Origin of the sequence: Pseudarthrobacter sp. B907 (assembly GCF_040137805.1) — a bacterium.
In the GTDB taxonomy this organism is placed as follows: Bacteria; Actinomycetota; Actinomycetes; order Actinomycetales; family Micrococcaceae; genus Arthrobacter.
The window spans coordinates 23,499-49,736 of sequence record NZ_JBEEQE010000014.1 but is presented as its reverse complement, the minus strand read 5'-3'; the positions used below and the strand labels follow the sequence as shown (position 1 = coordinate 49,736).

Genomic DNA, 26,238 nt, shown 5'->3' with positions numbered 1-26,238 from the left:
TGTTACGGCGGGAGAACCCAGGGCCAACAAAAAATGAGCATGCCCGTTCCCCGGGCCGGTCGGTGGACACTTGCGTAAAATGTCCACCGTTCCGGCCGGGGAACGGGCATGCTCACTGTTGCGGGGCTACGGAACTAGCCCTGGAGGCAGTGCCGGTAGGCGGCCATGGCCTGGCCGTAGTTGGCCTGGCCAACGAGGTCCGCCGGCCGCTTGGGCTTGACCGGCGCGGTGCACGTCGGCGAAACCGGTGCGCTGGCCGCGACCAGCACGTCCGCCTTCACCACGGTGCCGGACTCGACGGCGGTGAGCACCAGGGTGCCCGTTCCGGCGGCTGCGCCCGCGGGAACCACAACACTCACGGACGCCGCACCGGCAGAGACCGGAACGGTCCCGAGCGCGGTGACCACGCCCTTGGCGTCGGTGAACTCGACCCGCAGCGCGGCGTTCACCGGGCTGCCCAGCGAGGTGAGGTCCAGCTTGGAGACCGCCAGGGTGACGGAGTCCCCGCCCTTGACCTCGGCCGCGGTGGTGTTCACCACGGCCACCGAACGCCGGGCGAAGTCCGGCGAAACCGGGTTGTGGGTCTGCAGGTACTTGATCCACGCGTCACGGTCCACGAGGCCCGAGTCCTTGGTGTCGGCGCCATCCTTGAAGATCCGGAAGTTGTCGCCGCCCGTTGCCAGGAAGCTGAACGTTCCGATCCGGTAGGACTTCGCCGGATCGATCAGCGTGCCGTTGACCCGGATCGCGGTGATCCGGTCACCGGCGGCGCGGGCGGCGTCGTAGGTGTAGTTGACGTTCTTGGACAGGCCCAGCTGCTGGTAGGCCCGGCTTGGAACCGTGCCGTCCGGGTTGGTCTGCCACTGCTGCTCGAGCAGCACCTTGAACTGCGCGCCGGTGAGCGTGGTGGTCCAGAGGTTGTTCACGAACGGCAGGACCGCGTTGGCCTCGGCGTACGTGATGGTGCCGTCCGGCGCGTAGTACAGCTCGTTGCGCAGGCCGCCCGGGTTGACGACGCCGATCTCAGCGGCGCCGAGTTCCGGTGCCTTGAGCGCGTCCACGAGCGAGTCCGCCACGAGGTTGCCAAGGGTGGACTCACTCGTGCGGTCGTCACGCACGGCGGGGGAGCCGGCGAACGCCGTGGTGATATCCGCGGTGACCTTGCCCACCGGCTGGTTGCCGATCACGGCCGCGTCGGCGACGGCCTTGTCCACGATGGCCTTCACCGCAGCCACCCGCGGGTAGGCGGTGACCAGGCCGGCGGCCGGATCGGTGGTCCGCTTGACGTTGGCCGCCTTGTAGCCGGTGACGGACATGGTTTTGGTGTCGATGGTCAGCTGGATCTGGCCGATGAACTCGCCGTAGTTGCCGGTCTGCACAATCGGACGGGTCTTACCTTCGACTCCGGGGACCGGCGCGTCCCACGCGTACTGCTTGTGGGTGTGGCCGTTGAAGATGGCCGCAACGTCCGGGGTGACCTGGGTGACCATCTTGGCGAAGGGGCCGCCGGCGGCGACCTCCTGCGCCAGGGTGGCGCCTTCGGGGGCGCCGGAACCGGCGCCGTCGTGGTTCTCCACAATGATCACGTCGGCGAGCTTGCCGGCCTTGATCTTCGCGGCAACACGGTTGATCGCGTCGACGGGATCGCCGAACTCGAGATCGACGATGCCCGCCGGCGTGACCAGGGAGGGCACTTCCTGCGTAACGGTGCCGATCACGGCCACCTTGATCCCGTTCATGTCCAGCACGGTGTACTCCGGCAAGGCCGGCTCGGTGGTGCCCTTTTTGTAGACGTTGGCGCCCGTGTACGGGAACTTCGCGTTGGCCCCGCCCGCGATGACGCGGTCGCGCAGGTCTGCCCAGCCGCCGTCGAACTCGTGGTTGCCCACGGCCGAGGTGCGCAGCTCGAGGGTGTTCAGCACGTCAATGGTCGGCTGGTCCTTGGCGACGGCGGAGGCGAACAGCGAGGCGCCGATGTTGTCGCCGGCGGAGAGGAACGCGGTGGCGCCGGGGGCCGCGGCCGCCCGGAGCTTCTCGATGGTTCCCGCGAACAGCACGGTGTTGGAATCGATGCGGCCGTGGAAGTCGTTGATGCCCAGGAAGTTCAGGTCAACGCTGGCCGGGATGGACGGCAGGTCCAGCCCCACCACCACCGGATCGTGGTCGCTGGCGCGGAACTGGTTCGGCACGTAGTAGTCGGTGATGTTGTTGTTGTAGCGGCTGTACTCCAGCGCCACGGACTCTACCGAGTTGATGTTCCAGATGTCCGCGCCGGTGACGACGGCGTTGGCCGCCGGCGAGGCGAGGATGTGGTCCAGCGAGCCCACCAGGCCGCCGAAGAGGTAGGAGTGCTTCGCGGTGCCGTCGGCGTTTTTGGCCTTCTCGTCCTGGTTGACGTAGCCCGCGCCGGTGAGGACGTTCATCGGGTCCTCCTTGGCGTAGGAGTTGAAATCGCCGATCAGGAACACCTTGTCGGTGCCCTTGGACTTCTGCAGCTCGTCGGAGAACGCCAGCAGGGACTGTGCCTGGGCGGTGCGGGCGAGGTTCGAAGCGCCCTGGCCCTTGTCGGTGTCGTCCGGCGTGGCGGCCGAGCCCTTGGACTTGAAGTGGTTGGCGATCGCGATGAACTTCTTGTCGTCGGCGGCGCCGACGGGCTTGAAGACCTGGGCCAGCGGCTTGCGGGCGCTGGCGAAGGCGACCGTGTCGTTGTGGATGATGGATTCGCCCACCGGTTCGGCGGCGGCCTTTTTATAGATGAACGCGGTGCGGATCATGTCCTCATCGGACAGCGGCGGTGCGTTCGCGGGGGTGCGGACGTAGTCCCAGATGCCGGGAGTGGCGATGTTCAGGGCGTCAACCAGCTTGGCGAGGGCGTCGTCGCGGTTCTTGCCGAACTGGGCCGAGTTTTCGACCTCCATCAGGGTGACGACGTCGGCGCCGGACTGGGCGATGGCGGCGACGATTTTGTCCTGCTGGCGCTTGAAGTTCTCGGCGTTGGCCGCGCCGCGGACGTTGCAGCCGCCCTTGACCGTGATCGGGTTGCCGGCGCGGTCGGTGTAGAACGTGCACCCGGGGATCGTGTCCCCGGTGGTCGGGAAGTAGTTCAGCACGTTGAAGGAGGCGATCTTTAGGTTGCCTCCCACCGCCGCCGGGGCGTCAGCGCGGGTGGCGCCGAAGCCAGCCGGCTGGACCGTGTCCGCGTTGGCGGTGGTCAGCTGGGTCAGCGGCTGGAACTTCCAGGAGTTGTTGGCGTAGCTGAGGACCACGTTGGTCTTGAACGTGACCGGCGCGCCGACCCGGACGGGATCGGCCGTGGTCAGGTACGGAAGCGTCAGGGCCTTGTTGGTGGCGTCCTTGAGGAAGTTGGTGCTGGCGCCGTCGTCGAGCTTGATGCCGCGGGCGGCGTTGGCCGCGACGGTGGCCGTGTACTCCGGGGAGCCGTAGGCGGCGACGGCGGTGGGCTGCTCCAGCGGGGTGGTGCCGCCGGCCAGTCCGATCTCGCCGTACTGGTTGAGGGAGTAGTTGTCAGCGACCGTGACGGGTCCCTGCGGCGTGAGCAGCATGCCTTCGAGGGATTCGCGGAAGGCTTCCTCGGCCGGGAGGCTGAAGCCGGTGGCCTTGACCTCGGGGGCCGCCTCGGTCAGCTTGGTGACCCCGGCAGCGCCGGCGACGTTGAGCTGGGTCATGCCGTAGTACTCGGCGACGCCGCCGGTGACCTCGAGGTAGTCGCCGATCTGCACGGAGCCGACGGCGGACGGAGCGTAGACGAAGATGGCGTCCGACGCCGTGTGGTTGGCGGGAGTCAGGTCACCGCCGGTTCCGGGGGTCTGGAGGTAGAACCCGGCGAAGCCGCCGGTGGGGAAGGCCGCGGTGACTTTGCCACGGGTGGTGACGGACGTGCCCGCGAGCGGGCTGGCCGTGCCGGTGCCCTGGATCTCGGCGATGGTCTTCAGCGCCGGCGGCGTGACCGGGCCGGGATCAACGGGGGTGGTTTCGCCGTTGGCCGCCTTGGGGGTGATGGCGGCGTTCAGGGCGAAGTCGGCGGCGTTGTTGTTGCTGTCCGCGCCGCCGCTGCGGTTCATGCTCTTGACGTCCGAGTTGCCCGACGGCGCCGTTGCCGCCTGGGTCTCGAAGGTGTTGGAGGTCCCGTAGCCGAGCAGGTCGGCCACGTTGGCGGGTTCGACGACGGAGCCGGTGGCCAGCGGGTTCAGGGCTGTGGACTGCTTGGCCAGGACGATCGTGCCGCCCGCGCCGGCCGGGTTGAACCCGGTGGCGGTGGCATCCGCGGTGGGCAGGTCCAGTCCGACGGTGCCGTTGCTGCCGCCCTTGAGCAGGTAATAGCCCTTGGCAGCGATGGTGCCGGTGAGGGGAGCCGTGGTGGACGGGGCGGTGGTGCCTGTGGCGGAGCGGTACTGGATGGACCAGCCGTCCAGGGTGACGGGTGCGTCCGAGGTGTTGTACAGCTCAACGAACTTGTTCTTGTAGGCCGCTCCGGCGCTGCCGCCGCTGAGATAGACCTCGTTGATGACGACCGGCGATGTTCCGGCGGCTGCCGGCGAGACCTCCAGCGCCATGGCGGGCATTGCGGTCAGCGGCGCTGCGATGAGCCCCGCGGACAGAGCTGTGCCCAGCGCCGTTTTCCAATATGTGATTTTCATCCGCTCTAACTCTCATTAGGGTGCCCGGGTAAGGGCGGGTGCGATGTCCGGGTTGATGGCCCGCGGACCGGCCGGTCTGCTCCTGGTCAAGCAGTTTCCGGCACAGCAAAACAGGGGTGAATGAACATAGGGTGGATTGCATGTGCATTCGGCGAGACGGCCCAACGGAACGCCTCACAGCCGGCACGGAAGCCCAACAAGGTGCCCCAGCGACGGTGTTGGTAGTGCATTTTTGAGTGCCCAGGCCGTCCCCCTGGCCCGGGCACTCAATAGAATACCGGCCAGTGTCCGCGTGGGAAGCGGCTGGCCGGTATTTCTTACAGCAATTTTTCCAAAGGATTTATGAAACCCCCAGGCTTAGGCGTGTTCGGCGGCGGAGCCCTCCTGTCGGGTCTCTGCCACGATCTTGAACATGGCACCGGTGGGGTCGCTGAGGGTGGCGAGCCGTCCGAACGGGGTGTCCTCGGGCGCCTGGATGACGGTCGCGCCCAGTTCCTGGGCCTTGGCCGCGGTGGCATCGGCGTCCTGGACGGCGAAGTAGACCTGCCAGTTGGAGGGCACCTCGGCGGGCAGGTAGCCGGAGGCGTCCATGATCCCGGCCTTGGCCGCATCGCCGGCGCCGAGGGTGGTGTAGCGGAAGTCCGGGGTGTCGCTCATAACGTCCGTGTCCCACCCGAAGACGTCCTGGTAGAACTTCACTGCCGCGGGGTAATCCTTGGTGTGGAGTTCGTGCCAGGCCGGGGCGCCGGGTTCGGCGGCGAGCTCGAAGCCCTTCATTTCGCGCGGCTGCCAGACTCCGATCGAGGCGCCGGTTGCGTCGGCAAACATCGCCATTTTGCCCTGCTCGGGAACGTCCATCGGTTCCATGTAGACCTGCCCGCCGTGTGCCTTGACGGCCTCGGCGGTCGCGGCGGCGTCGTCGGCGCGCAGGTAGGTGCTCCACACGTCGGGGAATCCGGCCTGCTCGGCCATTTTCTGCATTATCCCGGCGACGGACTTCCCGTTTTTCGAGGCGGTGATGTAGCCGCCGTACTTCTCTTCGTCGCCGGCCTCAAAGGTCCAGCCGAACAGTTCGCCGTAGAACGACTGCGCCTTCTCCGTGTCCGAGGTCATGAGGTCGATCCAGCACGGTGCGCCGGGGGTGATGTCAGGCGTGGGCATTGTGGTCTCCTGCTCTGGGCGGCTCCGGCTTGCCTCCTGGGCAGCCGGCGCCTGGTTGGGTGGTCAGACAAGGAGACCCTATGCCGGGGGTCGGACGGTTTCAATGGCCCGGCCGCGGGGGACAGCCGGTCCCGGGGCCAACCGCCTGGTCCTCTCAGGCCTGGTTGAAGCGGACCATGTTGCCGGACGGGTCACGGAATGCGCAGTCACGCGGCCCCCACGGCTGGACGATGGGCTCCTGGAGGACCTCGGCGCCCGCGGCCCGCACGGCCTCAAACGTGGCATCCAGGTCGTCGGTGCGGAACACGATTACGGGCAGGGCGCCCTTGGTGAGCAGCTGCTGGAGCGCGTCGCCGTCGTCCTGGGAACGGCCCGCGTGCGGAGGCGAGAGCACGATCTCCAGGTCCGGCTGGGCGGCGCTGCCGAGGGTGACCCAGCGGTGGCCGTCGGAGCCGACGTCGTTGCGCACCTCCAGGCCGAGTACGTCGCGGTAGAAGGCGAGCGACTCATCGAGGTCGTTGACGGTGATTTGCGCGTATTGCAGTGAAATGTTCATGAATCCCACGCTAGGGGAGCGGCAGCGCCGGTGCTTCTTCAATCCTGCTCTGTTTCCGCGGCGGGCGCGTGTGCTGCCGGGCGACGCAGGCCGGCATGGCCTTCACCGCCTGGTGCTCGAGGTCCCGGTAAGCGCTGGGAGTCATCCCGACGATCTCGGTGAACCGGGAGCTGAACGAGCCCAGGGAGGTGCAGCCGACGTCCATGCACGTGTCGGTCACGGACGCCCCGGCCCGCAACAGCGCCATGGCGCGTTCAATCCGCCGCGTCATGAGGTAGTTGTACGGCGTCTCGCCGTGGGCGGCCTTGAACTGGCGGGAAAAGTGCGCCGGGGACATCAACGCGCCGGCGGCCATGGTGGGCACATCGAGCGGCCGCGCGTAGTGGCGGTCGATCAGGTCCCGCGCCCGGCGCAGGTGGGCCAGGTTGGCCAGCTCCTGCGGTGTCATGCCGAAATTCTAGCCCCGCCCGCGCCGTTCCGGGCAGGGGGACAAGTACCGCTTTGGACTGGCATACTGCAAGAAAAGGCCGCAAGCTATATAGGGGGCAACCACGGGGAGCGGGCCGCGCTCCCTCCGCAGAGGAAGGCCGAGCCATTCCAGGTCCAAAACGGCCTCCCAATCCGTTGATCCGCAGGTACCTCAAGTCCGCCGGGCCCGCACCGGCGGACGCCAGAGGGGTGGGCGAACTCAAACCGGTCCAGCCGGCCGCCTGGCGGGAGGGAAGGCCGATCCTCGGCCGCGACCAGGTCTACGTGATGAAATACGGGCGGGAATTCCATACCCAGTGGTGCCAGGCAGTGGCGGACAAGTGGGCGTCCGCCCCCCGGGGCCTGCTCGTGACGCTGTTGGCCGACGTCGGGACACGGGCCCGCTGCCAGCAATGCAGCCGTGCGGCGCCGGCCGCGCGGGAACGCCCGACGCGCGGCCGCCACTCTCCGGAGCCGGCGGCTGCTGCCTCGGTGATCCCGCTCAGGGTCGTCGGGATAGCCCACGGCATCCTCTACCTTGCGGCGCGTCCGGAATTTCGGGAGCTGCTGAGCGAGACCGCGGTGGAACCCGCAACCCCGCTGCTCGTGGGAAGCAAACGGGACGGGATGGTGGTTCGGGTGGATGTCTCCCGCGACGAACCGCTCCTGGTGGTCCAGATGGATCCCCGAGCCTCGTTCCGGGACGTCCCCTACCAGGCGCGGCTGCGAGCTCCGCTGCAGCGCTCGGCGACCAAACCGTATGCGGTGGAATCGATTGAGCCGGCGCCGCGGGAACCGGACTCCTGACGGCGCATGGATGCGGAAACAGGTGAGGCCGGTCGGGGCAATCTTTCGATCGACCCAACCGGCCTCAAAGCCGCGCATATTCAGCGCTCCCGCGGAAGGTAAGAGATTCGAACTCTTGGTACGGGGTTACCGCACACTGGTTTTCAAGACCAGCTCCATCGGCCGCTCGGACAACCTTCCCTAATGAGTAGTCTTTCATAGCCGGTCAGGAGCCACAAAAAGCGGCGGCGCTCGCAGACGACGCCGGTTCGGGCACCTACTCTGGAAACGGGCGGCATCGGCACCGTGCGCGGTACGGCGCCCCGCCCGCAGGAAAATGAGCTAGGAATCGGGAGTTCTCCATGAAGGCTGTCTACATCTCCGAGCCCGGCGGCCCCGAGGCACTGGAGCTCCGCGAGGTTCCGGCGCCCGTTCCGGCCGAGGGCGAGGTGTTGATCGATGTGGTGGCGGCAGGCCTGAACCGGGCCGACGTCCAGCAGCGCAGGGGGTTCTATCCGCCGCCCCCGGGCGCCTCGGAGATTCCGGGTCTCGAAGTATCCGGCCGGATCGCGGGGTTCGGGCCCGGCGTCACCAAGCCCTTCTCTGTTGGCGACAAGGTGGTTGCCCTGCTTTCCGGCGGCGGCTACGCCGAGCAGGTGGCGGTCCCGGCCGGCCAGGTGCTGCGGATTCCCGACGGCGTGGACCTGGTCACCGCTGCGGCGCTGCCGGAGGTCGCCGCCACGGTCTACTCCAACCTGGTCATGACGGCCCAGCTGCAGGCCGGCGAAACCGTCCTGATTCACGGGGCCACCGGCGGCATCGGCACCATGGCCATCCAGCTCGCGAAGGCCCTCGGTGCGCGGGTCGCCACCACGGCCGGCACGGCGGAAAAGGTCGGCACCGCCAAAGCCTTCCTGGGGGCCGACATCGCCATCAACTACGCGGCGGAGGACTTCCCGGGCAGCCTGCGTGCCCAGAACGGCGGCAAGGGCGCGGACGTCATCCTCGACGTCGTCGGGGCCAAGTACCTCCGGCAGAACGTGGACGCGCTCGCCGACTACGGCCGGCTCGTTGTAATCGGGCTGCAGGGCGGCACCACCGCAGAACTGGATCTGAGCGTGCTGCTCCGCAAGCGAGCCGCCATCATCGCCACCGCGCTCCGTCCCCGCCCGGTGGAAGAGAAGACGGTCATCATGAACGCGGTCCGCGATGCCGTCTGGCCGATGCTGGCAGATGGCCGGATCCGGCCGCTCGTGGCTAAGACCTTTCCGCTCGGCCAGGTCCAGGCCGCGCACCGCTACTTCGACTCGGGGGAACACGTGGGCAAGGTCCTGCTCGTCACCTGATCCGCTTACCCGGCCCATGTGACGCATTGCATGCCCCGCCGGGCATGTGTTCGACGGCCGCCCGGGGCTAATGACGATAATGTAGTTCCATACGCGGTATACACGCGTCTTGGGGCGCGTGTATGCCGACGTCCTGCTACCCTCGGAAGCACCATGTCTATCCGCCACAGCCTCCTGGCGCTGCTGCAGGACCGCCCCCGTTACGGGTACCAGCTCCGGACCGAATTCGAGGACCGCACCGGATCGTCCTGGCCGCTGAACATCGGGCAGGTCTACACCACCCTCGACCGGCTTGAACGCGACGGCCTCGTGCAAAAAGACGGCGGCGACGGCGACGGCCACATTATCTACAGCATCACCGACGCCGGCCGGGCCCAGGCCCAGGCCTGGTTCCACGCGCCCGTGGGCCGCGCCAACCCGCCCCGCAACGAACTCGCCATCAAGCTGGCGCTCGCCCTGACGCTCCCCGCCGTCGACGTCGGCGGTCTGATCCAGGCGCAGCGCGCCGTCTCCATCCGCGCCCTGCAGGAGTACACCAAGTCCCGGCGCGAGGCCGCCGTGCACCCGCGCCCGGCCGACACGGCGCGGCTCCTGGTCCTGGATTCGCTCATTTTCCAGACCGAGGCCGAGGTCCGCTGGCTGGACCTGTGCGAAGCCCGCCTGATGCAGCTCGCCGGCCCCGGCTGAGGCCTGCCCCATAGTGACGCCGCCCACCGCGCACCGGGCACCGCTCGGCGAGCGGAACGGCGCGGCGGGCCGCATGGCCATGTCCATCCGAACGCCCCATTGGTAAGGTGCCATGGGGCAGATCTGACTGCTGATCTGCTGGATGGGGTTTCTCAAGGAGGAGACATGGGCACAATGCCAGATGGCAGGCCAAACACCGCAAAAATCGACGACGGAATCACACCGGTACCGGGGCTTCCGGCCACGTCCGTCGATGATGCCGTCCGTGAGGCGGACGAGCGCAAATGGACACCCGCGAAAATCGCCCTCTGGGCGGCAATCGCCCTGCTGGGCGGCGTCGCCTGGTTTATGCTCGCGATCGTCCGCGGCGAGACGGTCAACGCGATCTGGTTCGTGTTCGCCTCGGTCTGCACCTACCTGATCGGCTACCGCTTCTACTCCAAGGTGATTGAGCGGTACATCACCAAGCCGAACGACCGCCGCGCCACCCCCGCCGAATACAAGGCCGACGGCAAGGACTACGTCCGGACCGACCGCAACGTCCTCTTCGGCCACCACTTCGCCGCCATCGCCGGCGCCGGCCCGCTGGTCGGCCCGGTCATTGCCGCCCAGATGGGCTACCTGCCCGGCACGATCTGGATCATCATCGGCGTCGTCCTCGCCGGTGCCGTCCAGGACTACCTGGTCCTCTTCTTCTCCATGCGCCGCGGCGGCCGGTCCCTCGGCCAGATGGCCCGTGAGGAACTCGGCGTGATCGGCGGCACCGCTGCCCTCATCGCCACCCTGCTCATCATGGTGATCATTGTCGCCATCCTGGCGCTCGTCGTCGTCAACGCCCTCGGCGAAAGCCCGTGGGGTGTGTTCTCCGTCGGCATGACCATCCCGATCGCCCTCTTTATGGGTGTCTACCTCCGCTACCTCCGCCCCGGCAAGGTCATGGAAGTCTCGATCATCGGCTTTGTGCTGCTGATGGCCGCCATCATCGGCGGCGGCGCTGTTGCAGGCACCGAATGGGGCGCCGCGTTCTTCCACCTGGACAAGGTCACCATCGCCTGGGGCCTGATCATCTACGGCTTCATCGCTGCCATCCTGCCGGTGTGGCTGCTGCTCGCACCGCGTGACTACCTCTCCACCTTTATGAAGATCGGCGTGATCGTGATGCTGGCCGTCGCCATCATCGTGGTCCGGCCGGAAATCAACGTCCCGGCCTTCAGCGAGTTCGCCAGCCGCGACAACGGCCCCGTCTTCTCCGGCGCAGTGTTCCCGTTCCTCTTCGTGACCATCGCCTGCGGCGCCCTCTCGGGCTTCCACGCACTGATCTCCTCCGGCACGACGCCGAAGCTCATCGAAAAGGAACGCCAGACCCGCCTCATCGGCTACGGCGGCATGCTGATGGAATCCTTCGTCGCCATCATGGCGCTCGTGGCGGCCATCTCCATCGACCGCGGCATCTACTTCGCCATGAACGCCCCGGTGGCGCTGACCGGCGGCACCGTGGAATCGGCCGCGCAGTGGGTCAACAGCCTGGGCCTCGCCGGGGTCAACATCACCCCGGGTGAACTCGCCCAGACCGCCAAGGACGTCGGCGAGCAAAGCATCATCTCCCGCTCCGGCGGCGCACCCACGCTCGCCGTGGGCCTGGCCCACATCATGCAGCAGTTCATCGGCGGCACCGCCATGATGGCGTTCTGGTACCACTTCGCCATCATGTTCGAGGCCCTGTTCATCCTGACGGCGGTCGACGCCGGCACCCGCGTCGCACGCTTTATGCTGCAGGACTCGATCGGCAACTTCGCGCCGAAGTTCAAGGACCACTCGTGGCGTCCCGGAGCGTGGATGGCCACCGCAGTGATGGTGGCCGCGTGGGGCGCCGTGCTGCTGATGGGCGTCACCGACCCGCTGGGCGGCATCAACACGCTGTTCCCGCTGTTCGGCATCGCCAACCAGCTGCTCGCGGCCATCGCCCTGTCCGTGGTGCTCGCGATCGTGGCCAAGCGCGGCACGTTCAAGTACCTCTGGATTGTGGCGCTGCCGCTGGCCTTCGCGGCCGTCGTCACCATCACCGCGAGCTTCTACAAGATCTTCTCGCCGGTCCCCGCCGTCGGGTACTTCGCCAACAACGCGGCCTTCGCCAAGGCGCTGGCCGACGGCAAGACCTCCTTCGGCACGGCCAAGACGCAGGCCGCCATGGAAGCGGTGGTCCGCAACACGATGATCCAGGGCTGGCTCTCGGTCATCTTCGTGGTGCTGAGCATCATCGTCATCATCACGGCGCTGATCGCCACGGTGAGGGCCTTCCGCAATGCCTCCGCCGGAGTTGCCAACGTGGAATTCGAGGATCCGGCCCAGCCGTCCCGCGTGTTCGCGCCGGCCGGGCTGTTCCCCACCGCGGCGGAGCGGGAGCTGGAAGCGGAGTGGAAGAACCTGCCTGCTGACCAGCGGCTCGAACACTCCGCCCGGCACTGAGCGGTCCTGCCATGAACGCGCTCGTAGCGGGATTCAAGGGCTTCGCCGAGTACTTCAACGGGGTCCTCGGAGCCGATGCCTACAAGAAGTACCTGGAGCACCACCGGGCCTCGGGCCATGACGGCCCGCCGATGAGTGAGCGGGACTTCTGGCGGGACCACACGGACCGCCAGGACAGCAATCCGCAAGGCCGTTGCTGCTAGGTTGCGGCCCGGGCAGGGGCAATCCCGGCAGGGGGCGCCGTCGGGAACACCAGTTCCCGACGGCGCCCCCTGCCGTTTTTCCGGACACGACACCAGGTGCGCGACGGCGGTCACCGTCCCGGGCGTCACGCACGCCGGCACTGCCTTGCGCGCGTGAGAGTATGAAGCCATGAGCGATCCGAACGACACTCAGCCCGGCCAGGAAACGGCGCCGGAGGGCGCTCCGCTGGAGGGCGTCACGACGCCCGCTGCTCCGCAGGACGGGGACGCTGCGGGCACCGGCGGGCAAAGTCCGCGCCCGTTCGAGCCGCGCGACCAGGCCCCGCGCAGCCGTGCCAGCCACCTCCAAGACCTGGTGGACGAGCCGGCCAAGGTCATGCGGATCGGCACCATGATGAAGCAACTGTTGGACGAAGTGAAGTCCGCGCCGCTGGACGACGCGGCCCGGGTCCGGCTGGCGGCTATCCACGAACGCTCGATCAAGGAACTCGAGGACGGGCTGGCGCCCGAGCTGGTCCAGGAACTGGAGCGGATCCATCTGCCGTTTCCCGAGGACGGCACCCCGTCCGACGCCGAGCTGCGCATTGCGCAGGCCCAGCTGGTGGGTTGGCTCGAGGGGCTGTTCCACGGCATCCAGACGGCAATCGCCGCCCAGCACGCCGCCCGCGAGCACGCCGCCGCCCAGCTGCAGCTCCGCCAGCTTCCTCCCGGCACAATGATCGCGCCGGGGGTCATCATCGGGGAAAACGGCGAGCCCCAGCGCGCCGCCGAGCGGCAGCCCGGTTCCGACCCCTCGCAGCCCGCCAGCCCCGTCGATCCGGACCACGGTCCCGGCCAGTACCTCTAGGGCACCGTTGGGATTCTTCAGCGCCGCGCGGCAGGGACGCAGGGACGACGCCGAACTCGGCAAGGGGCTGTGGCGCCGCGCCCACGACAGGTTCCTCCGCGGACTGGACCGCTACCACCAGGTGCTCGAAGGCGTCGAGGACGAGGCGCTGTATGCCGAACTCGTGGAGATCGCCAACGAACTCTCCGCCCTGGCCGGACGGGTCCGGCAGATTTGTATGGAAGCCCAGCGCCGCTCGCCCAGCGACGGCCTCGACATCCCCGGCGCCCTGGCCGGCGTGCACCGCTCGCTCTCGACGGCGGGCAACTCGCTGGCGATGACGGCGGAGGCCGCGGCCATGCTCCGCCTCGCCGTCGGGCCGGTCCCGGTCGGTGCGGCGTCCGTTCGCCGCCGTGCGGAATCCGTGGCCGAGCACGTCGACGACGCCGAACGGCGGCTTGCCGAGGCCGCCTCCGGCGGCTGAGGCCGCGTATTCCCGGGCATTCCGGCGTATTCCGGGTTAAGCGCCTAGCTTAGCCCCGCCAAAACACTGGCCTGGCCGGCCGTCGGTTGGCAGGATGGACGAATGACTTCTTCACCTGAACTGACATTCAATGACGGCAACAGCATCCCGCAGCTCGGTTACGGCGTCTGGCAGGTCGAGGACGACGTCGCCGAGAAGGTGGTTGTCCAGGCCTTCGAGGCAGGCTTCCGGCACATCGATACCGCCAAGATCTACGGAAACGAGGCGGGGGTGGGCCGCGCGATCGAGCGCTCGGGCCTCAAGCCGGAGGAAATCTTCATCACGACCAAGCTGTGGAACGCCGACCAGGGCTATGAGTCCACGCTCAAGGCGTTTGAAGATTCAATGGAGCGCCTGGGCCTCGAGACCCTTGACCTGTACCTCATCCACTGGATGCAGCCGAAGCAGGACAAATATGTGGACACCTGGAAGGCGCTCATCGAGCTCCAGAAGCAGGGCCGGGTGAAGACGATCGGCGTCTCGAACTTCACCAAGGAAGGGCTGCAGCGCCTGATCAACGAGACCGGCGTTGTGCCGGCCATCAACCAGATTGAGCTGCACCCGTTCTTCAACCAGGCGGAACTGCGTGAATTCAACGCCTCCCAGGGGATCCTCACCCAGGCCTGGTCGCCGCTGGGCCAGGGCGGCGAGCTGCTGGACAGCCCGGTCATCGAACAGATCGCGGCCAAGCACAACGCCACGCCGGCGCAGATCGTCATCGCCTGGCACCTCGCTATCGGCAACGTCGTGATCCCCAAGTCCGTCACCGAGTCCCGGATCCGCGAGAACTACGCGGCCCTGGACGTCGCCCTGGACGAGACCGACGTGCAGGCCATCAACGGCCTGGACCGCAGTGCAGAGGGCGCCGGCCGCACCGGGCCGGACCCGGCGATCTCCGACTTCGCCTAAAACAGCCTCGCAGGGCCTCCACCTCCGGGTGGGGGCCCTGCTGTTCTGTTCAGGCGGCGGCCCTGCCCACCCGAGGCCGCACGGCGTCGACAATCGCCCAGCCGTCCTCGTCCCGGACCCGGCGGCTGGCGAAACGTTCCGCCGCGGCGGCGTCGTCGAACAATTCAGTGCGCACACGGCCACACTCCGTGTCCAGGTACGTGACTTCCCAGTACTGGACACCAGCGGACTGGCCGGCTGACTGCTGGGCTGCTGCAAAATCCTGGTGCTGTTCCATGAATCCAGTCTGCAACCGGCCTCTGACACTCAGCGGTCATCCGCCCGGCGTGTTGCCCAGCCGCAGCACCCGTTCCCGGGCCAGGTCTTCCCGGCGGCGGTCCTTGTCGGCGGCGCGGGCGGCCTGCCGCGCCGCGGCGGTGGCCTGGTCGAGGCGTTTCCGGGCCTGTCGAAGCCCGGTCTCGGCGTGGGCCAGCTGCTCCCTGAGCGCGGCCGACTCCTGCGCCAGGGTCTCGGCGGCGGCCGTCGCTTCGCCCAACTCGGCGGCCGCGAGGTCCGCTTCCGCCGCGCTGGAACGGGAAGCTTCCGATGCCTGCTCCAGGGCGGCAAGGGCACGCTCGCGCGCGGAGGGGCTCGGCGCCGGGCGCTCCTGCCCGACGGCCCGCAGCCGAGGCCGGTCCGCTGGTGAAGGGACACGGCCCGGAGGCGCCGCCGCTTCCGACGCAGCGGGCGGCACCCGCGGCCCGGCAGGCGTGGCGGGGCCGGGGGAGTCCGGGACCGCGACGGCACCTTTGAGCTCCACGACGTCGACGCCGTCGGCGGTGAGCGCCCGGAGCAGGCGCCCGCTCCGGACGGCCGCGGCGGCGCCCTCGTCGGCGGTGGCCGCCCGCAGGGTCTGTTCCACTTCCGTCGCGACGGTGCCGCTGATCTTCCTGCCGTGCTGCTCCGCCACGGCGCGGGCCGCCCCGACGGCGCCGGCCAGGAGCTTCCGCCGTTCCCCCGCGAGGCCGCGGAGCGTGGCAGCGTCCAGGGCGGCCTGGGCCGCGCGCATGGCCAGCCCCAGCTGGGCCAGGTCGCGGAGCGCCTCGGGCCGGTGCCAGGCGAGCATGTTCACCGCCCAGGCGGTCACCGAGGGCTTGGGCAGGGCCCGCACGTTCGCGGCGCGGGCGCGCAGTTCCGGCGTCGGGGTCTGCCCGGCGAGCAGCGCCTTGGCCGCCGCGGTGCGGGCGGCGACGAAATTGTCGAACGGTTGCGCATAGAGCTGTGCCGCGATGCCCGCCAGCTCCCGGTCTGCCATGCAAGAATCATAGAAGCTCCGGCCCCGCGCAGGGGCCCAGCGCACGTATACCGTAGGAGAAGCCCACGTGATCGAAATCGCCGGACTGCCGGCCCACATCCTCCTGGTCCACGCCGTTGTGGTGCTGGGCCCGATCGCCGGCCTCGCGGCCATCGTCTACGCGGCCGCGCCCCGCTGGCGCCGGTACCTGGCCTGGCCCCTGGGCGTCCTCTCGCTCGGGCTGGTCCCGGTTGCGCTCGTCACCGCGCAGGCCGGTGAGCAACTCGAAAAGTCCCGCCCGGCAACGGCCATGATCCGGGCGCACGCACAGCAGGGCGACGTGCTGAAGATCGTCTCGATCATCTTCTTCGTGATCGTCGCCGCGATGATCGTCGTGAGTTTCGAGCCGATCGGCCGGCGGTTCGCCTTCCTCGGGCCGCTGCGGGAAACCCGCATCCTGCGGATAGTGCTCCTGGTTGCCGGCGCCCTGGCAGGGGCCTTCTTCCTTTATCAGAGCATCATCACCGGGCACTCCGGCGCTTCCTCCGTCTGGGGCCGTTAGCGCTGTCCTGGCCCGCCCGGCGCCCGCCATTGCCGGGCCCGCCGCACCGTAATAAACAGCAGGACCAACGCCACGGCCTGCAGCGCTGCGACCACGGCGATCAGCGCCGGGCGGGCGTCGTAAAGCGCGCCGTAGAGGGCGCCGCCCGCCAGTGCGCCGGCCCCCTCGAAGGCCGCGAACACCCCGTACGCCGATCCCTGCCGGGCCTCCGGAACAAGGTCGGCCACCAGCGCCTTGACGGTGGAATCCTGGATCCCGGTGGCGGTTCCCCAGATGGCAACGCCGGCCAGCACCAGGCCCATGCCGGTGGAGAAAGCCAGCACGGGAACGGCAGCGATCAGCAGGGGCAGCGCTAACAGCACGGCGGGGCCCACCCGGTCATAGAGGAAGCCGCTGCCGAGGGCACCGAGCACCGCCGCGCCCATGGCCGCGGCGTAGAGCAACGGCACCACCGGGGCCGCGACTGCCGCCGCGGCGGTCAGGTGGTAGGAGATGACGCCGAACGCCACGAGCCCGGCGCTCCAGAAGAAGGCGCACACCGCAAAGGGCAGGAAAATGCCGGAAAACAACGACGCCGGGCGGCCGCCGGTCCCGGCGCCCGTGCCGAAAGTGCCGCCGGCGCCCGCGTCGCCGTTGCCGGCGGGCGCCACCGGAGCGGCGGGCGGCCCGCCCGCGGGGGCGGCGGGGCTCCCGCCGTCGGGCTCCGCGAGCCGGCGGCGCAACCAGAGCAGCAGCGCCAGCGCTGCTGCTGCCGGAACCGCCAGCGCCGCGAACGCGGCCGAGATCAGCCCGGTGGCCTCCAGCACGGCCGCGACGATGACCGGTCCGAGCAGCGCGCCGGTGAGGTCCAGGGACTTGTGCACGGCGAAGCCCCGGCCGCGTCCGACGTCCTTGGCCGCCGCGGCCAGCAGCACCGTCTTGGCCGGGCTCCGCACGGCCTTGCCCACCCGATCCCCGATAATGAGCACCGAGGCGACACCGAGCCCGGCGGCGCCCGCCGCCGGGGCGAAGGCGAGCAGCGGCACACAGACGGCGGTCATGGCATAGCCGGCCAGCGTGAAGGTCCAGTACTTGCGCGTCCGGTCCGCCCATGGTCCGAAGATCACGCGCAGGCCCTGCGCCGCGGCCTCGGCCCCGCCGGTGACGAGGCCCACCAGCAAAGCGGACGCGCCAAGCTGGGCGAGCAGCGGCCCGGCGAGCGGGCGGGCGCCGTCGGAGACGATGTCGGTGGCGAGGCTGACCAGCCCGAAGCCAACCACTGTGCCCCAGGGGCGGCGGTCCCGCCCCGGCGTGTTTCCCGGGGTGGACGAGCCCGGGGCTGCGGACGTGCCCGACCCGGGAGCGGCGGGCACCTCGCGCTCAGGCCGGTCCATGTCCCAAGGGTCGCGGACGAGGCGGCGATTGACAAGGGCAGGGCTCCCGCGCCGTCCGGGGCGACATTGAGTCCGTTGCCGGGCGTAGCCGCTTCAAACCACGGCGTGTCCGTGTCGAAGTGCCCCCACACGGCCGCTGCCCCCGCCCTACCGCCAGCGTGGGTCCAAGCGTCCGCCCGGGGCGCCTTCGGACCAAGGTTCGGCTCTCCGGCCCGGTAGAACACGGCGTGTCCGTGTCGAAGTGCCCCCACCAGGTAGCGGCAAGCCGCAGGCCGGAAACCCGGTCCGCGGGGCCGTGCACCCGGCAAGGTTCGCATCCGCGAACGACAGAACCCCCGGAAATCAATGATTTCCGGGGGTTCTTTGCTTCGTTCTTCTCGAGCTTCCTATCAGAATCGAACTGATGACCTTTTCATTACGAGTGAAACGCTCTACCGACTGAGCTAAGGAAGCAACCGCGTGAAACCCCCGGCGAACCGGGCGGATCATGCAAGAGACAACTGTAATGGAGTCCCCGCGCCCGGGTCAAAATGGGCCCCGCGGCATCACCTGGAGGTGAGCAGACGGGCGAGCGGACGGGTCAGCAGACGGTGTTGTCCGCCGGGGTCTTGCCGTCCACGAGGTAGCCGTCCACGGCGTTCTCGATGCAGCTGTTGGACCGTCCGTAGGCCGTGTGGCCCTCGCCCTTCCAAGTCAGCAGGGAGGCCGTGCCCAGCTGTTTGCGCAGGGCGCTGGCCCACTCGACCGGCGTTGCCGGGTCCCCGGTGGTGCCGATCACGACGATCTCGGTCGAGCCCTTGTACTCAACCGGTGCCGGGGTGCGCAGGTTCTTGTAGGGCCAGTCCTGGCAGCTCGTGCCGCCGTAGGCGAAGTAGTAGCCCAGGGTGGGGGAGAGCTGGCGGAGCTGCTGCTCCTCGGCGCGCATCGCGGCCGTGTCGGAGGACATCGGGTAGTCGAGGCAGTTGATGGCGGTGAAGGCGAAGGTGGAGTTCGCCGAGTAGCTTCCGTTGGGCTCCCGGTCCGCGCCGAAGTCGGAGAGCCGGAGCATCGGGGACAGGTCACCCTTCATGGCGCTGTCCAGGGCCTGGGTCAGCACGGGCCAGTTGTCGTCGTTGTAAAACGGCAGGATGAAGCCGCTGACGAACATGGACGCGTTGACCACCCGGCCATCCTTGGCCGACTTCGGGTTGGCTTCGACGGCGGCGATGATGTCCTGGATCTGTTTGACGGCGTCGTCCGGGGTGCCGCTGAACGGGCAGCCGCTGCCCTGGAGGCAGTGGGTGACGTAGGCGCGGATGGCCTTTTCGAACGCCTTCGCCTGGCCTGCGGTCAGCTCCTCGTAGCTGAGCGAGGGGTCCATCGCGCCGTCCAGAACCATCCGGCCCACGTTGTCCGGGAACAGGGAGGCGTAGGTGGAGCCGAGGAAGGTGCCGTAGGAGTACCCGAGGTAGTTGAGCTTTTTGTCGTTGAGGACACCGCGGAGGATGTCCAGGTCCTTGGCGGCGCTGGCGGTGTCGACGTGGGCCAGCACCGGCCCGGTCTTCTCGGCGCACTTGGCGGCGATGGCCTTGTTGTCCGTGAGGGTCTCGGCGAGCCCGGCGTCGGTGTCCAGCTTGTAGACCTTGGCGCGGGAGGCGTCGCGCTCCTGGTCGGTGAGGCAGGTGACAGGCGCGGAGCGCTTCACGCCGCGCGGGTCGAAGCCGACGACGTCGTAGTTCGCACGCACCTTCTCGGAGATGTTGGTGGAGCCGGCGTCTTTGACGAAGTCGTAGCCGGAGCCGCCGGGGCCGCCCGGGTTGACCAGCAGGCTGCCTTTCTTACTGCCGCCCTTCGAGGCCAGTTTGAGCGCGGCGATTTCGATCGTGTCGCCGTCGGGCTTGCTGTAGTCCAGGGGCACCTTGACCTTGGCGCACTGGAACGTGCCCTCGCACCGCGTCCAGCTCAGCTGCTGGGAGTAGAAGCTCCGCAGCTCGGCGGGGGCCGCGGCGGCGATTGAGGGGTCGGCCGTGGCCGGGGCGCTCTTGGAGCCGCCGTCGCCGGAGCCGAAGAGCGTGCAGGAAGACAGCACCAGGGCCAGCACCAGGCCGAGCGCCAGGGCTCCGGCCGCCCGCACCCCGCGCCCCACGGGTTGGTGGCCTGCGGGCCGTGGTGGTGCTGACGTCATGCGGTTCTCCTTGGGACGTGGAACTGGTCGAAGCGTGGCGGGTCGAGCGTTACTGTCAGGTCAAATCAGGCTGGCGGCCATGGACTCAATCGCCAGCAGCGGGGCCACGTTGGTGGTGGTGATCCGTTTGCGGGCCTTGTTGATGGCGTCCATGCGGGCAAGGGTCACTTCGGCCGTGGAACGGCCGGCAAAGTCCTGCAGTTCGTTCTTCAGCTCAACATTGACCAGTTCAACTGCGTCCCCCATCTGGATGATCAGCACATCCCGGTAAAAGGACAGCAGGTCGGTCAGGGTGCGGTCAAGCGAGTCGGTGACGGAGCGCTTGGCACGGCGCTTCTGGTCATCCTCCAGCTGTTTGACCTGGCCGCGCATGGCCGGCGGCAGCGGACCGCTTTCCGGTGCGCCGAGCGTGGCGAGCAGTGCGGCCTTCTCGGCGGCGTCGCGCTCGTCATTGGAGCTGTTGGCTTCTTCGGTGGCGATCTTGACCAGTTTGTCCGCCATCATCACGGCCGCGGTGATGCCCCGCAGTTGCAGCGGGAACCGCACGGTCTCGAGCCGGCGTTCCCGGGCCTCGGGGTCCCGGGCCAGCCGGCGGGCGATGCCCACATGGCTTTGCGCGGCCCGGGCGGCGCGTTCGGCGACGTCCTGGTCGACGCCGTCGCGCTTGACCAGCAGGGCCGCGACGTCGGCGGCCGGCGGGAGCCGCAGCGCCACCGGGCGGCAGCGGGAGCGAATGGTCACGAGCACGTCCGCGGGGGAGGGGGCGCAGAGCATCCAGATGGTGCGCGGGGTGGGCTCCTCGATGGCCTTGAGCAGCACGTTGGTGGTGCGCTCCGCCATCCGGTCCGCGTCCTCGACGACGATGATGCGCCAGCGCGCGGAGGAGGGCCGGTTGCCCGCGCTGGAGACGAGTTCGCGGGCCTCGTCAATGGTGATGGTGACCTTCTCGGTCCGCACGAATGTCACATCGGAGTGCGTCTCGCCCACGATGGTCTGGCACGCCGGGCACACGCCGCAGCCGCGCTGGGCCACGTCCACCTGGTCGCAGTTCAGCGCCGCGGCGAAGGCCTTCGCGGCGTTGGACCGGCCGGAGCCCGGCGGGCCCGTGAACAGCCAGGCGTGGGTCAGCCCCTCGCCCTCGGCGGCCTGGCGCAGCTGGGCGACGACGGCGGGCTGGCCCTGGAGGTCGTCCCAGACACTCATGCCGAGCTGCCCTGGCGGAGCGCGAGCAGGCCCTGCACGCGCTCCAGGATCCGGGCGGCCAGCTCCGGCACGGGCAGGTGCGCCGCGAGGACAAGATACTGCTCCGGCCGGTCCGCGGCCAGCGCCAGGAACGCGGCACGGATCCGGGCATGGAATTCGTCGGCTTCGGATTCGAGCCGGTCCTCCGGGGTATCCCCGGCGGTCCGCCGCCGCCGGCCGTCGGCAGGATCGACGTCAAGCAGCACGGTGAGGTCCGGGTGCAGGCCGGAGGTGGCCCAGTCGTTGACCTCGCGCACCGCGTCCGTGCCGAGGTCGCGGCCGGCACCCTGGTAGGCCACCGAGGAGTCGATGTACCGGTCGGTGAGGACCACCTCGCCGCGTTCCAGTGCGGGGCGGATCACCTGGGCTGCGTGGGCGGCCCGGGAGGCCGCGAAGATCAGGGCCTCGGTGCGTGCGTCGATGTGGCCGTGGCCGTGGTCCAGCACGAGGGACCGGAGTTTTTCGCCGATCGGGGTGCCGCCCGGTTCCCGGGTCCGCAGCACGGTCAACCCGAGTGACTCAAGGGCCCGGGCGAGTTCTGCGGCCTGGGTGGACTTGCCGGCCCCGTCGCCGCCTTCGAAGGCAATGAACAGTCCGGGGAACGGGCCGGGAGTCTGGGTAGTCACTGCTCTAGCCTACCGACTCACCGACACCATGGTGGCCTGCGCGTAACGCCTTACAGGCCCGGCGCGGCCCCGAAGTACCCTGTGTCCATGAGTCTCTCCGAAGAACACGCAGCCACGCTCTCCGCCGAAACGCTCGTGGTGGCTGCGGGCCGGCCGCCGCGCGAACGCGACGCCCCGGTCAACCCCCCGATCGTGCTCTCCTCCACCTATTTCGGCACCGGCCCGCTGGGCCCGGGCGACCGCGGCTACGGACGCTACTCCAACCCCACCTGGGACCCGTTCGAGCAGGCCCTGGCGCAGCTGGAGGGCGCGGAACTGCCCGGCCTGCTCTACGCCTCGGGCCTCGCCGCCGTCAGTTCGGCGCTGTCCCTGGTCCCGGCGCAGGGGGTGCTCGTGATGCCGTCCCACAGCTACGCCGGCTCGCTGGTGATGGCGACCGAACTGGCGCAAAAGGGTGCGCTGGAGCTGCGCACCGTGGACATCGCGGACACCGACGCGGTGCTGGCGCAACTGGCCCCCGCCGGCGGCAAGCCCGCCAGCATGCTGTGGCTGGAGAGCCCCACCAACCCGATGCTCGGCGTCGCGGACATCCGGGCGCTCACCGCCGCGGCGCACGCCGCCGGCGCCCTGGTGGTCACCGACAACACCTTCTCCACCCCGCTCGTGCAGCAGCCGCTGTCCCTCGGCTCCGACGTCGTGCTGCACTCGGTCACCAAATACCTCTCCGGGCATTCCGACGTCGTCCTCGGCGCCCTGGTGACCTCCGACGCCGGTCTGCACGCGAGCCTGCTGCACCACCGCACCATCCACGGCGGGATCGCCGGGCCGTTCGAGGCGTGGCTGGCGCTGCGGGGTCTGCGCACCCTTGCCCTGCGGATCGAGCGCTCGCAGGCCTCGGCGGCCGTGCTCGCCGAACGGCTGAGCGGGCACCCCCGGGTCGGGGCCATCCGCTACCCGGGGCTCCCCACGGACCCCGGCCACGAACGGGCGAAGGCGCAGATGAAGGGCTTCGGTTCCGTGCTGTGCATCGAAATGGCGGGTGTGGACGGCGCCGGCCTCAGCGGCGCGGACGCCGCCGACCGGATGATCCGGGCCCTGCAGCTCTGGCTGCCGGCCACGTCGCTGGGCGGGGTGGAATCGCTGATCGAGCGCCGCCGCCGGCACACGGCGGAGCCGGCCAGTGTGCCGGACAACCTGGTCCGCCTGAGTGTGGGAATTGAGAACGTCGAGGACCTGTGGGCCGATTTGCAGCAGGCTTTGGCCACACTGGACGGCTAGGCTGGGGGCATGGACGGAAGAAATCTCATTGACTTTGCCGACTTCGGAGTGAGCGCGGTTCTTTTGCTCGTCTCGCTCAGCCTTGAGATTTGGGCGTTTCTCGACTGCCTGCGCCACAAAGCCAACGCTTTCGAAGCGGTGTCCAAGCGCACCAAGACCTTCTGGCTCGCCCTCACCGGCGGCGCACTGCTCATCGGGGTGCTGGCCGTTGTCACCTACCGTGGCGGCAGCCCTGTCAACGCACTGGGGCTCTTTGGCCTCGCCGCCGTGACAGCCGCCGCCGTCTATCTTGCCGACGTCCGTCCCGCAGTCAAAGACGCTGGCCGCGGCGGCAGCCGGAACATGGGCCCCTACGGCCCCTGGTAGCCCCCGCCGGCTCCCTAAGCTCGCAAGCTCGCTCAGGGAACCCTGCCGGCGTGGGCCCACCCACCTAAACCCCCGGCGCCACGGCTTCCCAATCCACGGTGAGCTCGCCCAGGCGCCACCGCGCCGGACCGTCCTGCACCGGCCAGCCGCCGTCGCGCAGGGCACGGCACATTGCCGTCCAGCGCTGCCGGTTCCCGAATGAGGCCAGCGGCGCCGCCTCCAGCCAGGACTTGTCCAGCGCCAGCAGGTAGGAATGGATCTTTTCGCCCGGCACGTTCCGGTGGATCAGCGCCTTGGGCAGCCGTTCAGCGATCTCCGAGGGCAGTGCGAAGGCGCCGAAGCGCATGGACAGCCCCAGGCTGAGGGGGCGGTCGGCGTCGAGCGCCACCCACGTCACCCGCCGTCCGATCTCGTCGCAGGTGCCGTCAATGAACAGGCCGCCGGGAGCCAGCCGGTCCTGCACCAGCCGCCAGATCGCCGGAACGTCCGCCTCCTCGTATTGCCGCAGCACATTAAACGCCCGCACCAGCACCGGCCGGCCCGGCACCGGAAGTTCGAAGCCGCCCAGTTGGAAGCTCAGCCCGGGGCGTTCCAGCGCCTTGGCCTGCCGGACCCGCTCGGGCTCGATCTCGATCCCGACCACGCGCACATCGGCGCGGAGGGCGCGGAGGCGTTCGTAGAGTTCGACGGCGGTGGCCGGGGACGCGCCGTAGCCAAGGTCGACGACCAGCGGATCCGCCGCGTTCCGCAGCCGCCACGCCTGCGGCCCGGTCAGCCAGCGGTCAACCCGCCGCATCCGGTTCGGGTTGGTGGTCCCGCGGGTCACGTTGCCCACCGGCCGGCCGGCCCGGGATGCACCCGTAGGCCCGCCCGGGGTCCGGGGGGACGCCACCCGCTCAGCCTTCTGCACCACACGCCAACCCTATCCTCCAACGCGGGGTCAGCTACGGCCCATGCCGGGCCTTGGGATGGGCCGTAGCTGACCCCGCGTTGGGCTGATGAGGGTGGTCTGTAACGCACGGCACGGTGCGCGGGTGCTCGGTTAGGATGAAAAGCATGACTTACAAGCTGATTCTGCTGCGCCACGGCCACAGCGAATGGAACGCCAAGAACCTGTTCACCGGCTGGGTGGACGTTGACCTGAACGACCAGGGCCGGGCCGAGGCGGTGCGCGGCGGCGAGCTGCTGGTGGAGAACAACATCCTCCCGGACATCCTCTACACCTCGCGCCTGAAGCGGGCCATCAACACCGCGAACCTGGCGCTGGAGAAGGCGGACCGCGGCTGGATTGACGTCAAGCGCGACTGGCGCCTCAACGAACGCCACTACGGCGCGCTGCAGGGCAAGGACAAGGCGCAGACCCTGGCCGAATACGGCGAGGAGCAGTTCATGACCTGGCGCCGTTCCTACGACACCCCGCCGCCGCCGCTGGCGGACGACTCCGAGTTCTCCCAGGTGGGGGATCCCCGCTACAAGGACCTCGGCGACGCCATGCCGCGCACCGAGTGCCTCAAGGACGTCCTGGTCCGGCTGCTGCCCTACTGGGAATCGGACATCAAGGCGGACCTGAAAGCCGGCAAGACCGTGCTGGTCACGGCCCACGGCAACTCCCTGCGCGCGCTGGTCAAGCACCTTGACGGCATCAGCGACGAGGACATCGCCGGCCTGAACATCCCCACCGGCATCCCGCTCGTCTACGAGCTGGACGAGGACTTCAAGCCGCTGAACCCGGGCGGCACCTACCTCGACCCCGAGGCCGCCGCCGAGTCCATCAAGGCCGTGGCGAACCAGGGCAAGAAGTAGGCACTTCCGCACCCCGGATACGACGACGGCGGCCGGTCACCCCCAAGGTGACCGGCCGCCGTCGTACTGTCTGCCGCGGGAAGAGCGAGGCGTCAGCTGTGTTCGATGCTGGTCGGGTGCCAGGCGCCGGTGACCAGATAAGTGACCTTCTGNCCCCCCCCCCCTCCCCCCCCCCGCCGTCGTACTGTCTGCCGCGGGAAGAGCGAGGCGTCAGCTGTGTTCGATGCTGGTCGGGTGCCAGGCGCCGGTGACCAGATAAGTGACCTTCTGCGCGACGGAGACGCCGTGGTCGGCGAACCGCTCGAAGTAGCGGCTGGCCAGGGCGACGTCGACGGTGGTGGCCGCGGACTCGGTCCAGTCGCTGCGCGCGATCGACTTGAAGATGCTCAGGTGCAGGTCGTTGACGGCGGTGTTGGCCTTGAGGATGTCGCGGGCAACCTCAAGGTCCCGGGTCTCCAGCAGCACGGTGAGCTTCTCGGCGATCTCGAGGTCGTACTTGGCGAAGTTCTTGAAGGTCTCCTGCAGCGGCTGCGGGATAACGTTCGCCGGGTAGCGGAGCCGGGCGAGCTGGGCGAGGTGCCGGGCAAGGTCTCCCATCCGCTCCAGCGAGGCGCTCATCCGCAGCGAACCCACGATCATGCGCAGGTCGCTGGCCACCGGGCCCTGCAGGGCGAGGATGTCGATGGCCCGCTCGTCGAGGCTGTTCTGCAGGAAATCGATCCGAGCGTCCGCCGCGATGACGTCCTCGGCCAGGTCGATGTCGGCACCCTCGAAGGCCGTTGTGGCCTTTTCGAAGGCTTCGCTGACCAGCTTCGAAATTTCGACGAGCTGCTCGCCCACCTGGGCGAGCTCTTCCTGAAAAACCTTACGCACTGGTGCGTCCTTTCCTCGGAAACGGTGCCGGGCACGCTGTGGCCGGCGCGTTTCGTTTCACCGTAGCGGCGTTCAACCTGTCACCCTTC

Annotated in this window: 24 protein-coding genes and 2 tRNA genes; 12 read left to right on the top strand and 14 right to left on the bottom strand. The window is 69.0% G+C overall.

Annotated features, from left to right (window positions below):
• Window positions 1-134 precede the first annotated feature (134 nt).
• From ABLI39_RS12660 to ABLI39_RS12645, 4 genes are all read right to left on the bottom strand, one after another.
• Entirely contained in the window at window positions 135-4,658 is a 4,524-nt protein-coding gene (locus ABLI39_RS12660) for an ExeM/NucH family extracellular endonuclease (protein WP_349413776.1), read from the bottom strand.
• Between the two features lie 357 nt (window positions 4,659-5,015).
• The gene (locus tag ABLI39_RS12655) at window positions 5,016-5,819 is read right to left on the bottom strand and encodes a VOC family protein (protein ID WP_349413775.1); all 804 of its coding nucleotides are present in this window, start codon (window positions 5,817-5,819) and stop codon (window positions 5,016-5,018) included.
• Between the two features lie 154 nt (window positions 5,820-5,973).
• Complete coding sequence (locus ABLI39_RS12650) at window positions 5,974-6,375, bottom strand: VOC family protein (RefSeq protein WP_349413774.1); 402 nt, start codon at window positions 6,373-6,375, stop codon at window positions 5,974-5,976.
• Window positions 6,376-6,385: 10 nt separating this feature from the next.
• Window positions 6,386-6,823 (bottom strand): helix-turn-helix transcriptional regulator, encoded by a 438-nt coding sequence (locus tag ABLI39_RS12645; protein ID WP_349413773.1) that lies wholly within the window; start codon window positions 6,821-6,823, stop codon window positions 6,386-6,388.
• 230 nt (window positions 6,824-7,053) lie between these two features.
• On the opposite strand from ABLI39_RS12645, the gene ABLI39_RS12640 reads away from it, so the two are divergent.
• On the top strand, window positions 7,054-7,650 hold the full coding sequence (locus ABLI39_RS12640) for a hypothetical protein (RefSeq protein WP_349413772.1): 597 nt from the start codon (window positions 7,054-7,056) through the stop codon (window positions 7,648-7,650).
• Window positions 7,651-7,742: 92 nt separating this feature from the next.
• Here ABLI39_RS12640 and ABLI39_RS12635 read toward each other — a convergent pair.
• Window positions 7,743-7,830, bottom strand: a tRNA-Ser gene (locus tag ABLI39_RS12635).
• A gap of 161 nt (window positions 7,831-7,991) precedes the next feature.
• Between ABLI39_RS12635 and ABLI39_RS12630 the strand changes: the two genes are divergently transcribed.
• From ABLI39_RS12630 to ABLI39_RS12600, 7 genes are all read left to right on the top strand, one after another.
• The gene (locus ABLI39_RS12630) at window positions 7,992-8,975 is read left to right on the top strand and encodes an NAD(P)H-quinone oxidoreductase (protein WP_349413771.1); all 984 of its coding nucleotides are present in this window, start codon (window positions 7,992-7,994) and stop codon (window positions 8,973-8,975) included.
• A 153-nt stretch (window positions 8,976-9,128) separates the two neighbouring features.
• Complete coding sequence (locus ABLI39_RS12625) at window positions 9,129-9,662, top strand: PadR family transcriptional regulator (RefSeq protein ID WP_349413770.1); 534 nt, start codon at window positions 9,129-9,131, stop codon at window positions 9,660-9,662.
• A 165-nt stretch (window positions 9,663-9,827) separates the two neighbouring features.
• Window positions 9,828-12,128: a carbon starvation CstA family protein gene (locus tag ABLI39_RS12620; RefSeq protein WP_349413769.1), complete on the top strand. Its 2,301-nt coding sequence runs from the start codon at window positions 9,828-9,830 to the stop codon at window positions 12,126-12,128.
• Between the two features lie 11 nt (window positions 12,129-12,139).
• On the top strand, window positions 12,140-12,331 hold the full coding sequence (locus ABLI39_RS12615; protein ID WP_349413768.1) for a YbdD/YjiX family protein: 192 nt from the start codon (window positions 12,140-12,142) through the stop codon (window positions 12,329-12,331).
• A 169-nt stretch (window positions 12,332-12,500) separates the two neighbouring features.
• Window positions 12,501-13,178 (top strand): bacterial proteasome activator family protein, encoded by a 678-nt coding sequence (locus ABLI39_RS12610; RefSeq protein ID WP_349413767.1) that lies wholly within the window; start codon window positions 12,501-12,503, stop codon window positions 13,176-13,178.
• 7 nt (window positions 13,179-13,185) lie between these two features.
• On the top strand, window positions 13,186-13,641 hold the full coding sequence (locus tag ABLI39_RS12605; protein WP_349413766.1) for a hypothetical protein: 456 nt from the start codon (window positions 13,186-13,188) through the stop codon (window positions 13,639-13,641).
• A 102-nt stretch (window positions 13,642-13,743) separates the two neighbouring features.
• Window positions 13,744-14,589, top strand: coding sequence for an aldo/keto reductase (locus ABLI39_RS12600; protein WP_349413765.1), 846 nt, complete (start codon window positions 13,744-13,746; stop codon window positions 14,587-14,589).
• Between the two features lie 49 nt (window positions 14,590-14,638).
• On the opposite strand, the gene ABLI39_RS12595 is transcribed toward ABLI39_RS12600, so the two are convergent.
• Together ABLI39_RS12595 and ABLI39_RS12590 are read right to left on the bottom strand one after the other, a co-directional pair.
• The gene (locus ABLI39_RS12595; protein ID WP_349413764.1) at window positions 14,639-14,866 is read right to left on the bottom strand and encodes a hypothetical protein; all 228 of its coding nucleotides are present in this window, start codon (window positions 14,864-14,866) and stop codon (window positions 14,639-14,641) included.
• 36 nt (window positions 14,867-14,902) lie between these two features.
• Complete coding sequence (locus ABLI39_RS12590; RefSeq protein WP_349413763.1) at window positions 14,903-15,883, bottom strand: hypothetical protein; 981 nt, start codon at window positions 15,881-15,883, stop codon at window positions 14,903-14,905.
• A 67-nt stretch (window positions 15,884-15,950) separates the two neighbouring features.
• On the opposite strand from ABLI39_RS12590, the gene ABLI39_RS12585 reads away from it, so the two are divergent.
• On the top strand, window positions 15,951-16,424 hold the full coding sequence (locus ABLI39_RS12585) for a DUF2231 domain-containing protein (RefSeq protein WP_349413762.1): 474 nt from the start codon (window positions 15,951-15,953) through the stop codon (window positions 16,422-16,424).
• On the opposite strand, the gene ABLI39_RS12580 is transcribed toward ABLI39_RS12585, so the two are convergent.
• The 5 genes from ABLI39_RS12580 to tmk form a co-directional block, all read right to left on the bottom strand.
• Window positions 16,421-17,797 carry an MFS transporter gene (locus tag ABLI39_RS12580; protein ID WP_349413761.1) on the bottom strand — a complete coding sequence of 459 codons (1,377 nt, stop codon included), beginning with the start codon at window positions 17,795-17,797 and terminating at the stop codon, window positions 16,421-16,423. The genes ABLI39_RS12585 and ABLI39_RS12580 overlap by 4 nt on opposite strands.
• Before the next feature lie 380 nt (window positions 17,798-18,177).
• Window positions 18,178-18,250 (bottom strand) — tRNA-Thr (locus ABLI39_RS12575).
• Window positions 18,251-18,377: 127 nt separating this feature from the next.
• Window positions 18,378-19,961, bottom strand: a complete 1,584-nt coding sequence (locus ABLI39_RS12570) for an alpha/beta hydrolase (protein ID WP_349413760.1) — start codon at window positions 19,959-19,961, stop codon at window positions 18,378-18,380.
• A 60-nt stretch (window positions 19,962-20,021) separates the two neighbouring features.
• The gene (locus ABLI39_RS12565) at window positions 20,022-21,164 is read right to left on the bottom strand and encodes a DNA polymerase III subunit delta' (protein ID WP_349413759.1); all 1,143 of its coding nucleotides are present in this window, start codon (window positions 21,162-21,164) and stop codon (window positions 20,022-20,024) included.
• Entirely contained in the window at window positions 21,161-21,829 is a 669-nt protein-coding gene (gene tmk, locus ABLI39_RS12560; protein ID WP_349413758.1) for a dTMP kinase, read from the bottom strand. The genes ABLI39_RS12565 and tmk overlap by 4 nt, the downstream gene beginning before the upstream one ends.
• A gap of 87 nt (window positions 21,830-21,916) precedes the next feature.
• On the opposite strand from tmk, the gene ABLI39_RS12555 reads away from it, so the two are divergent.
• Window positions 21,917-23,107: a trans-sulfuration enzyme family protein gene (locus ABLI39_RS12555; RefSeq protein ID WP_349413757.1), complete on the top strand. Its 1,191-nt coding sequence runs from the start codon at window positions 21,917-21,919 to the stop codon at window positions 23,105-23,107.
• A 9-nt stretch (window positions 23,108-23,116) separates the two neighbouring features.
• Window positions 23,117-23,473 carry a DUF2516 family protein gene (locus ABLI39_RS12550; RefSeq protein ID WP_146335778.1) on the top strand — a complete coding sequence of 119 codons (357 nt, stop codon included), beginning with the start codon at window positions 23,117-23,119 and terminating at the stop codon, window positions 23,471-23,473.
• Between the two features lie 64 nt (window positions 23,474-23,537).
• Here ABLI39_RS12550 and ABLI39_RS12545 read toward each other — a convergent pair whose 3' ends face one another.
• Complete coding sequence (locus ABLI39_RS12545) at window positions 23,538-24,386, bottom strand: class I SAM-dependent methyltransferase (RefSeq protein WP_349413756.1); 849 nt, start codon at window positions 24,384-24,386, stop codon at window positions 23,538-23,540.
• Window positions 24,387-24,529: 143 nt separating this feature from the next.
• On the opposite strand from ABLI39_RS12545, the gene ABLI39_RS12540 reads away from it, so the two are divergent.
• Window positions 24,530-25,276, top strand: a complete 747-nt coding sequence (locus ABLI39_RS12540) for a phosphoglyceromutase (RefSeq protein WP_349413755.1) — start codon at window positions 24,530-24,532, stop codon at window positions 25,274-25,276.
• Window positions 25,277-25,486: 210 nt separating this feature from the next.
• On the opposite strand, the gene phoU is transcribed toward ABLI39_RS12540, so the two are convergent.
• Window positions 25,487-26,149 (bottom strand): phosphate signaling complex protein PhoU, encoded by a 663-nt coding sequence (phoU, locus tag ABLI39_RS12535; RefSeq protein ID WP_349413754.1) that lies wholly within the window; start codon window positions 26,147-26,149, stop codon window positions 25,487-25,489.
• Window positions 26,150-26,238 lie beyond the last annotated feature (89 nt).

Bases quoted from the DNA above. Each gene is read 5' to 3' on its own strand.
- ABLI39_RS12660 (WP_349413776.1), bottom strand. From the start codon at position 4,658: ATGAAAATCACATATTGGAAAACGGCGCTGGGCACAGCTCTGTCCGCG.
- ABLI39_RS12655 (WP_349413775.1), bottom strand. From the start codon at position 5,819: ATGCCCACGCCTGACATCACCCCCGGCGCACCGTGCTGGATCGACCTC.
- ABLI39_RS12650 (WP_349413774.1), bottom strand. From the start codon at position 6,375: ATGAACATTTCACTGCAATACGCGCAAATCACCGTCAACGACCTCGAT.
- ABLI39_RS12645 (WP_349413773.1), bottom strand. From the start codon at position 6,823: ATGACACCGCAGGAGCTGGCCAACCTGGCCCACCTGCGCCGGGCGCGG.
- ABLI39_RS12630 (WP_349413771.1), top strand. From the start codon at position 7,992: ATGAAGGCTGTCTACATCTCCGAGCCCGGCGGCCCCGAGGCACTGGAG.
- ABLI39_RS12625 (WP_349413770.1), top strand. From the start codon at position 9,129: ATGTCTATCCGCCACAGCCTCCTGGCGCTGCTGCAGGACCGCCCCCGT.
- ABLI39_RS12620 (WP_349413769.1), top strand. From the start codon at position 9,828: ATGGGCACAATGCCAGATGGCAGGCCAAACACCGCAAAAATCGACGAC.
- ABLI39_RS12615 (WP_349413768.1), top strand. From the start codon at position 12,140: ATGAACGCGCTCGTAGCGGGATTCAAGGGCTTCGCCGAGTACTTCAAC.
- ABLI39_RS12610 (WP_349413767.1), top strand. From the start codon at position 12,501: ATGAGCGATCCGAACGACACTCAGCCCGGCCAGGAAACGGCGCCGGAG.
- ABLI39_RS12600 (WP_349413765.1), top strand. From the start codon at position 13,744: ATGACTTCTTCACCTGAACTGACATTCAATGACGGCAACAGCATCCCG.
- ABLI39_RS12595 (WP_349413764.1), bottom strand. From the start codon at position 14,866: ATGGAACAGCACCAGGATTTTGCAGCAGCCCAGCAGTCAGCCGGCCAG.
- ABLI39_RS12590 (WP_349413763.1), bottom strand. From the start codon at position 15,883: ATGGCAGACCGGGAGCTGGCGGGCATCGCGGCACAGCTCTATGCGCAA.
- ABLI39_RS12580 (WP_349413761.1), bottom strand. From the start codon at position 17,797: ATGGACCGGCCTGAGCGCGAGGTGCCCGCCGCTCCCGGGTCGGGCACG.
- ABLI39_RS12570 (WP_349413760.1), bottom strand. From the start codon at position 19,961: ATGACGTCAGCACCACCACGGCCCGCAGGCCACCAACCCGTGGGGCGC.
- ABLI39_RS12565 (WP_349413759.1), bottom strand. From the start codon at position 21,164: ATGAGTGTCTGGGACGACCTCCAGGGCCAGCCCGCCGTCGTCGCCCAG.
- ABLI39_RS12555 (WP_349413757.1), top strand. From the start codon at position 21,917: ATGAGTCTCTCCGAAGAACACGCAGCCACGCTCTCCGCCGAAACGCTC.
- ABLI39_RS12550 (WP_146335778.1), top strand. From the start codon at position 23,117: ATGGACGGAAGAAATCTCATTGACTTTGCCGACTTCGGAGTGAGCGCG.
- ABLI39_RS12540 (WP_349413755.1), top strand. From the start codon at position 24,530: ATGACTTACAAGCTGATTCTGCTGCGCCACGGCCACAGCGAATGGAAC.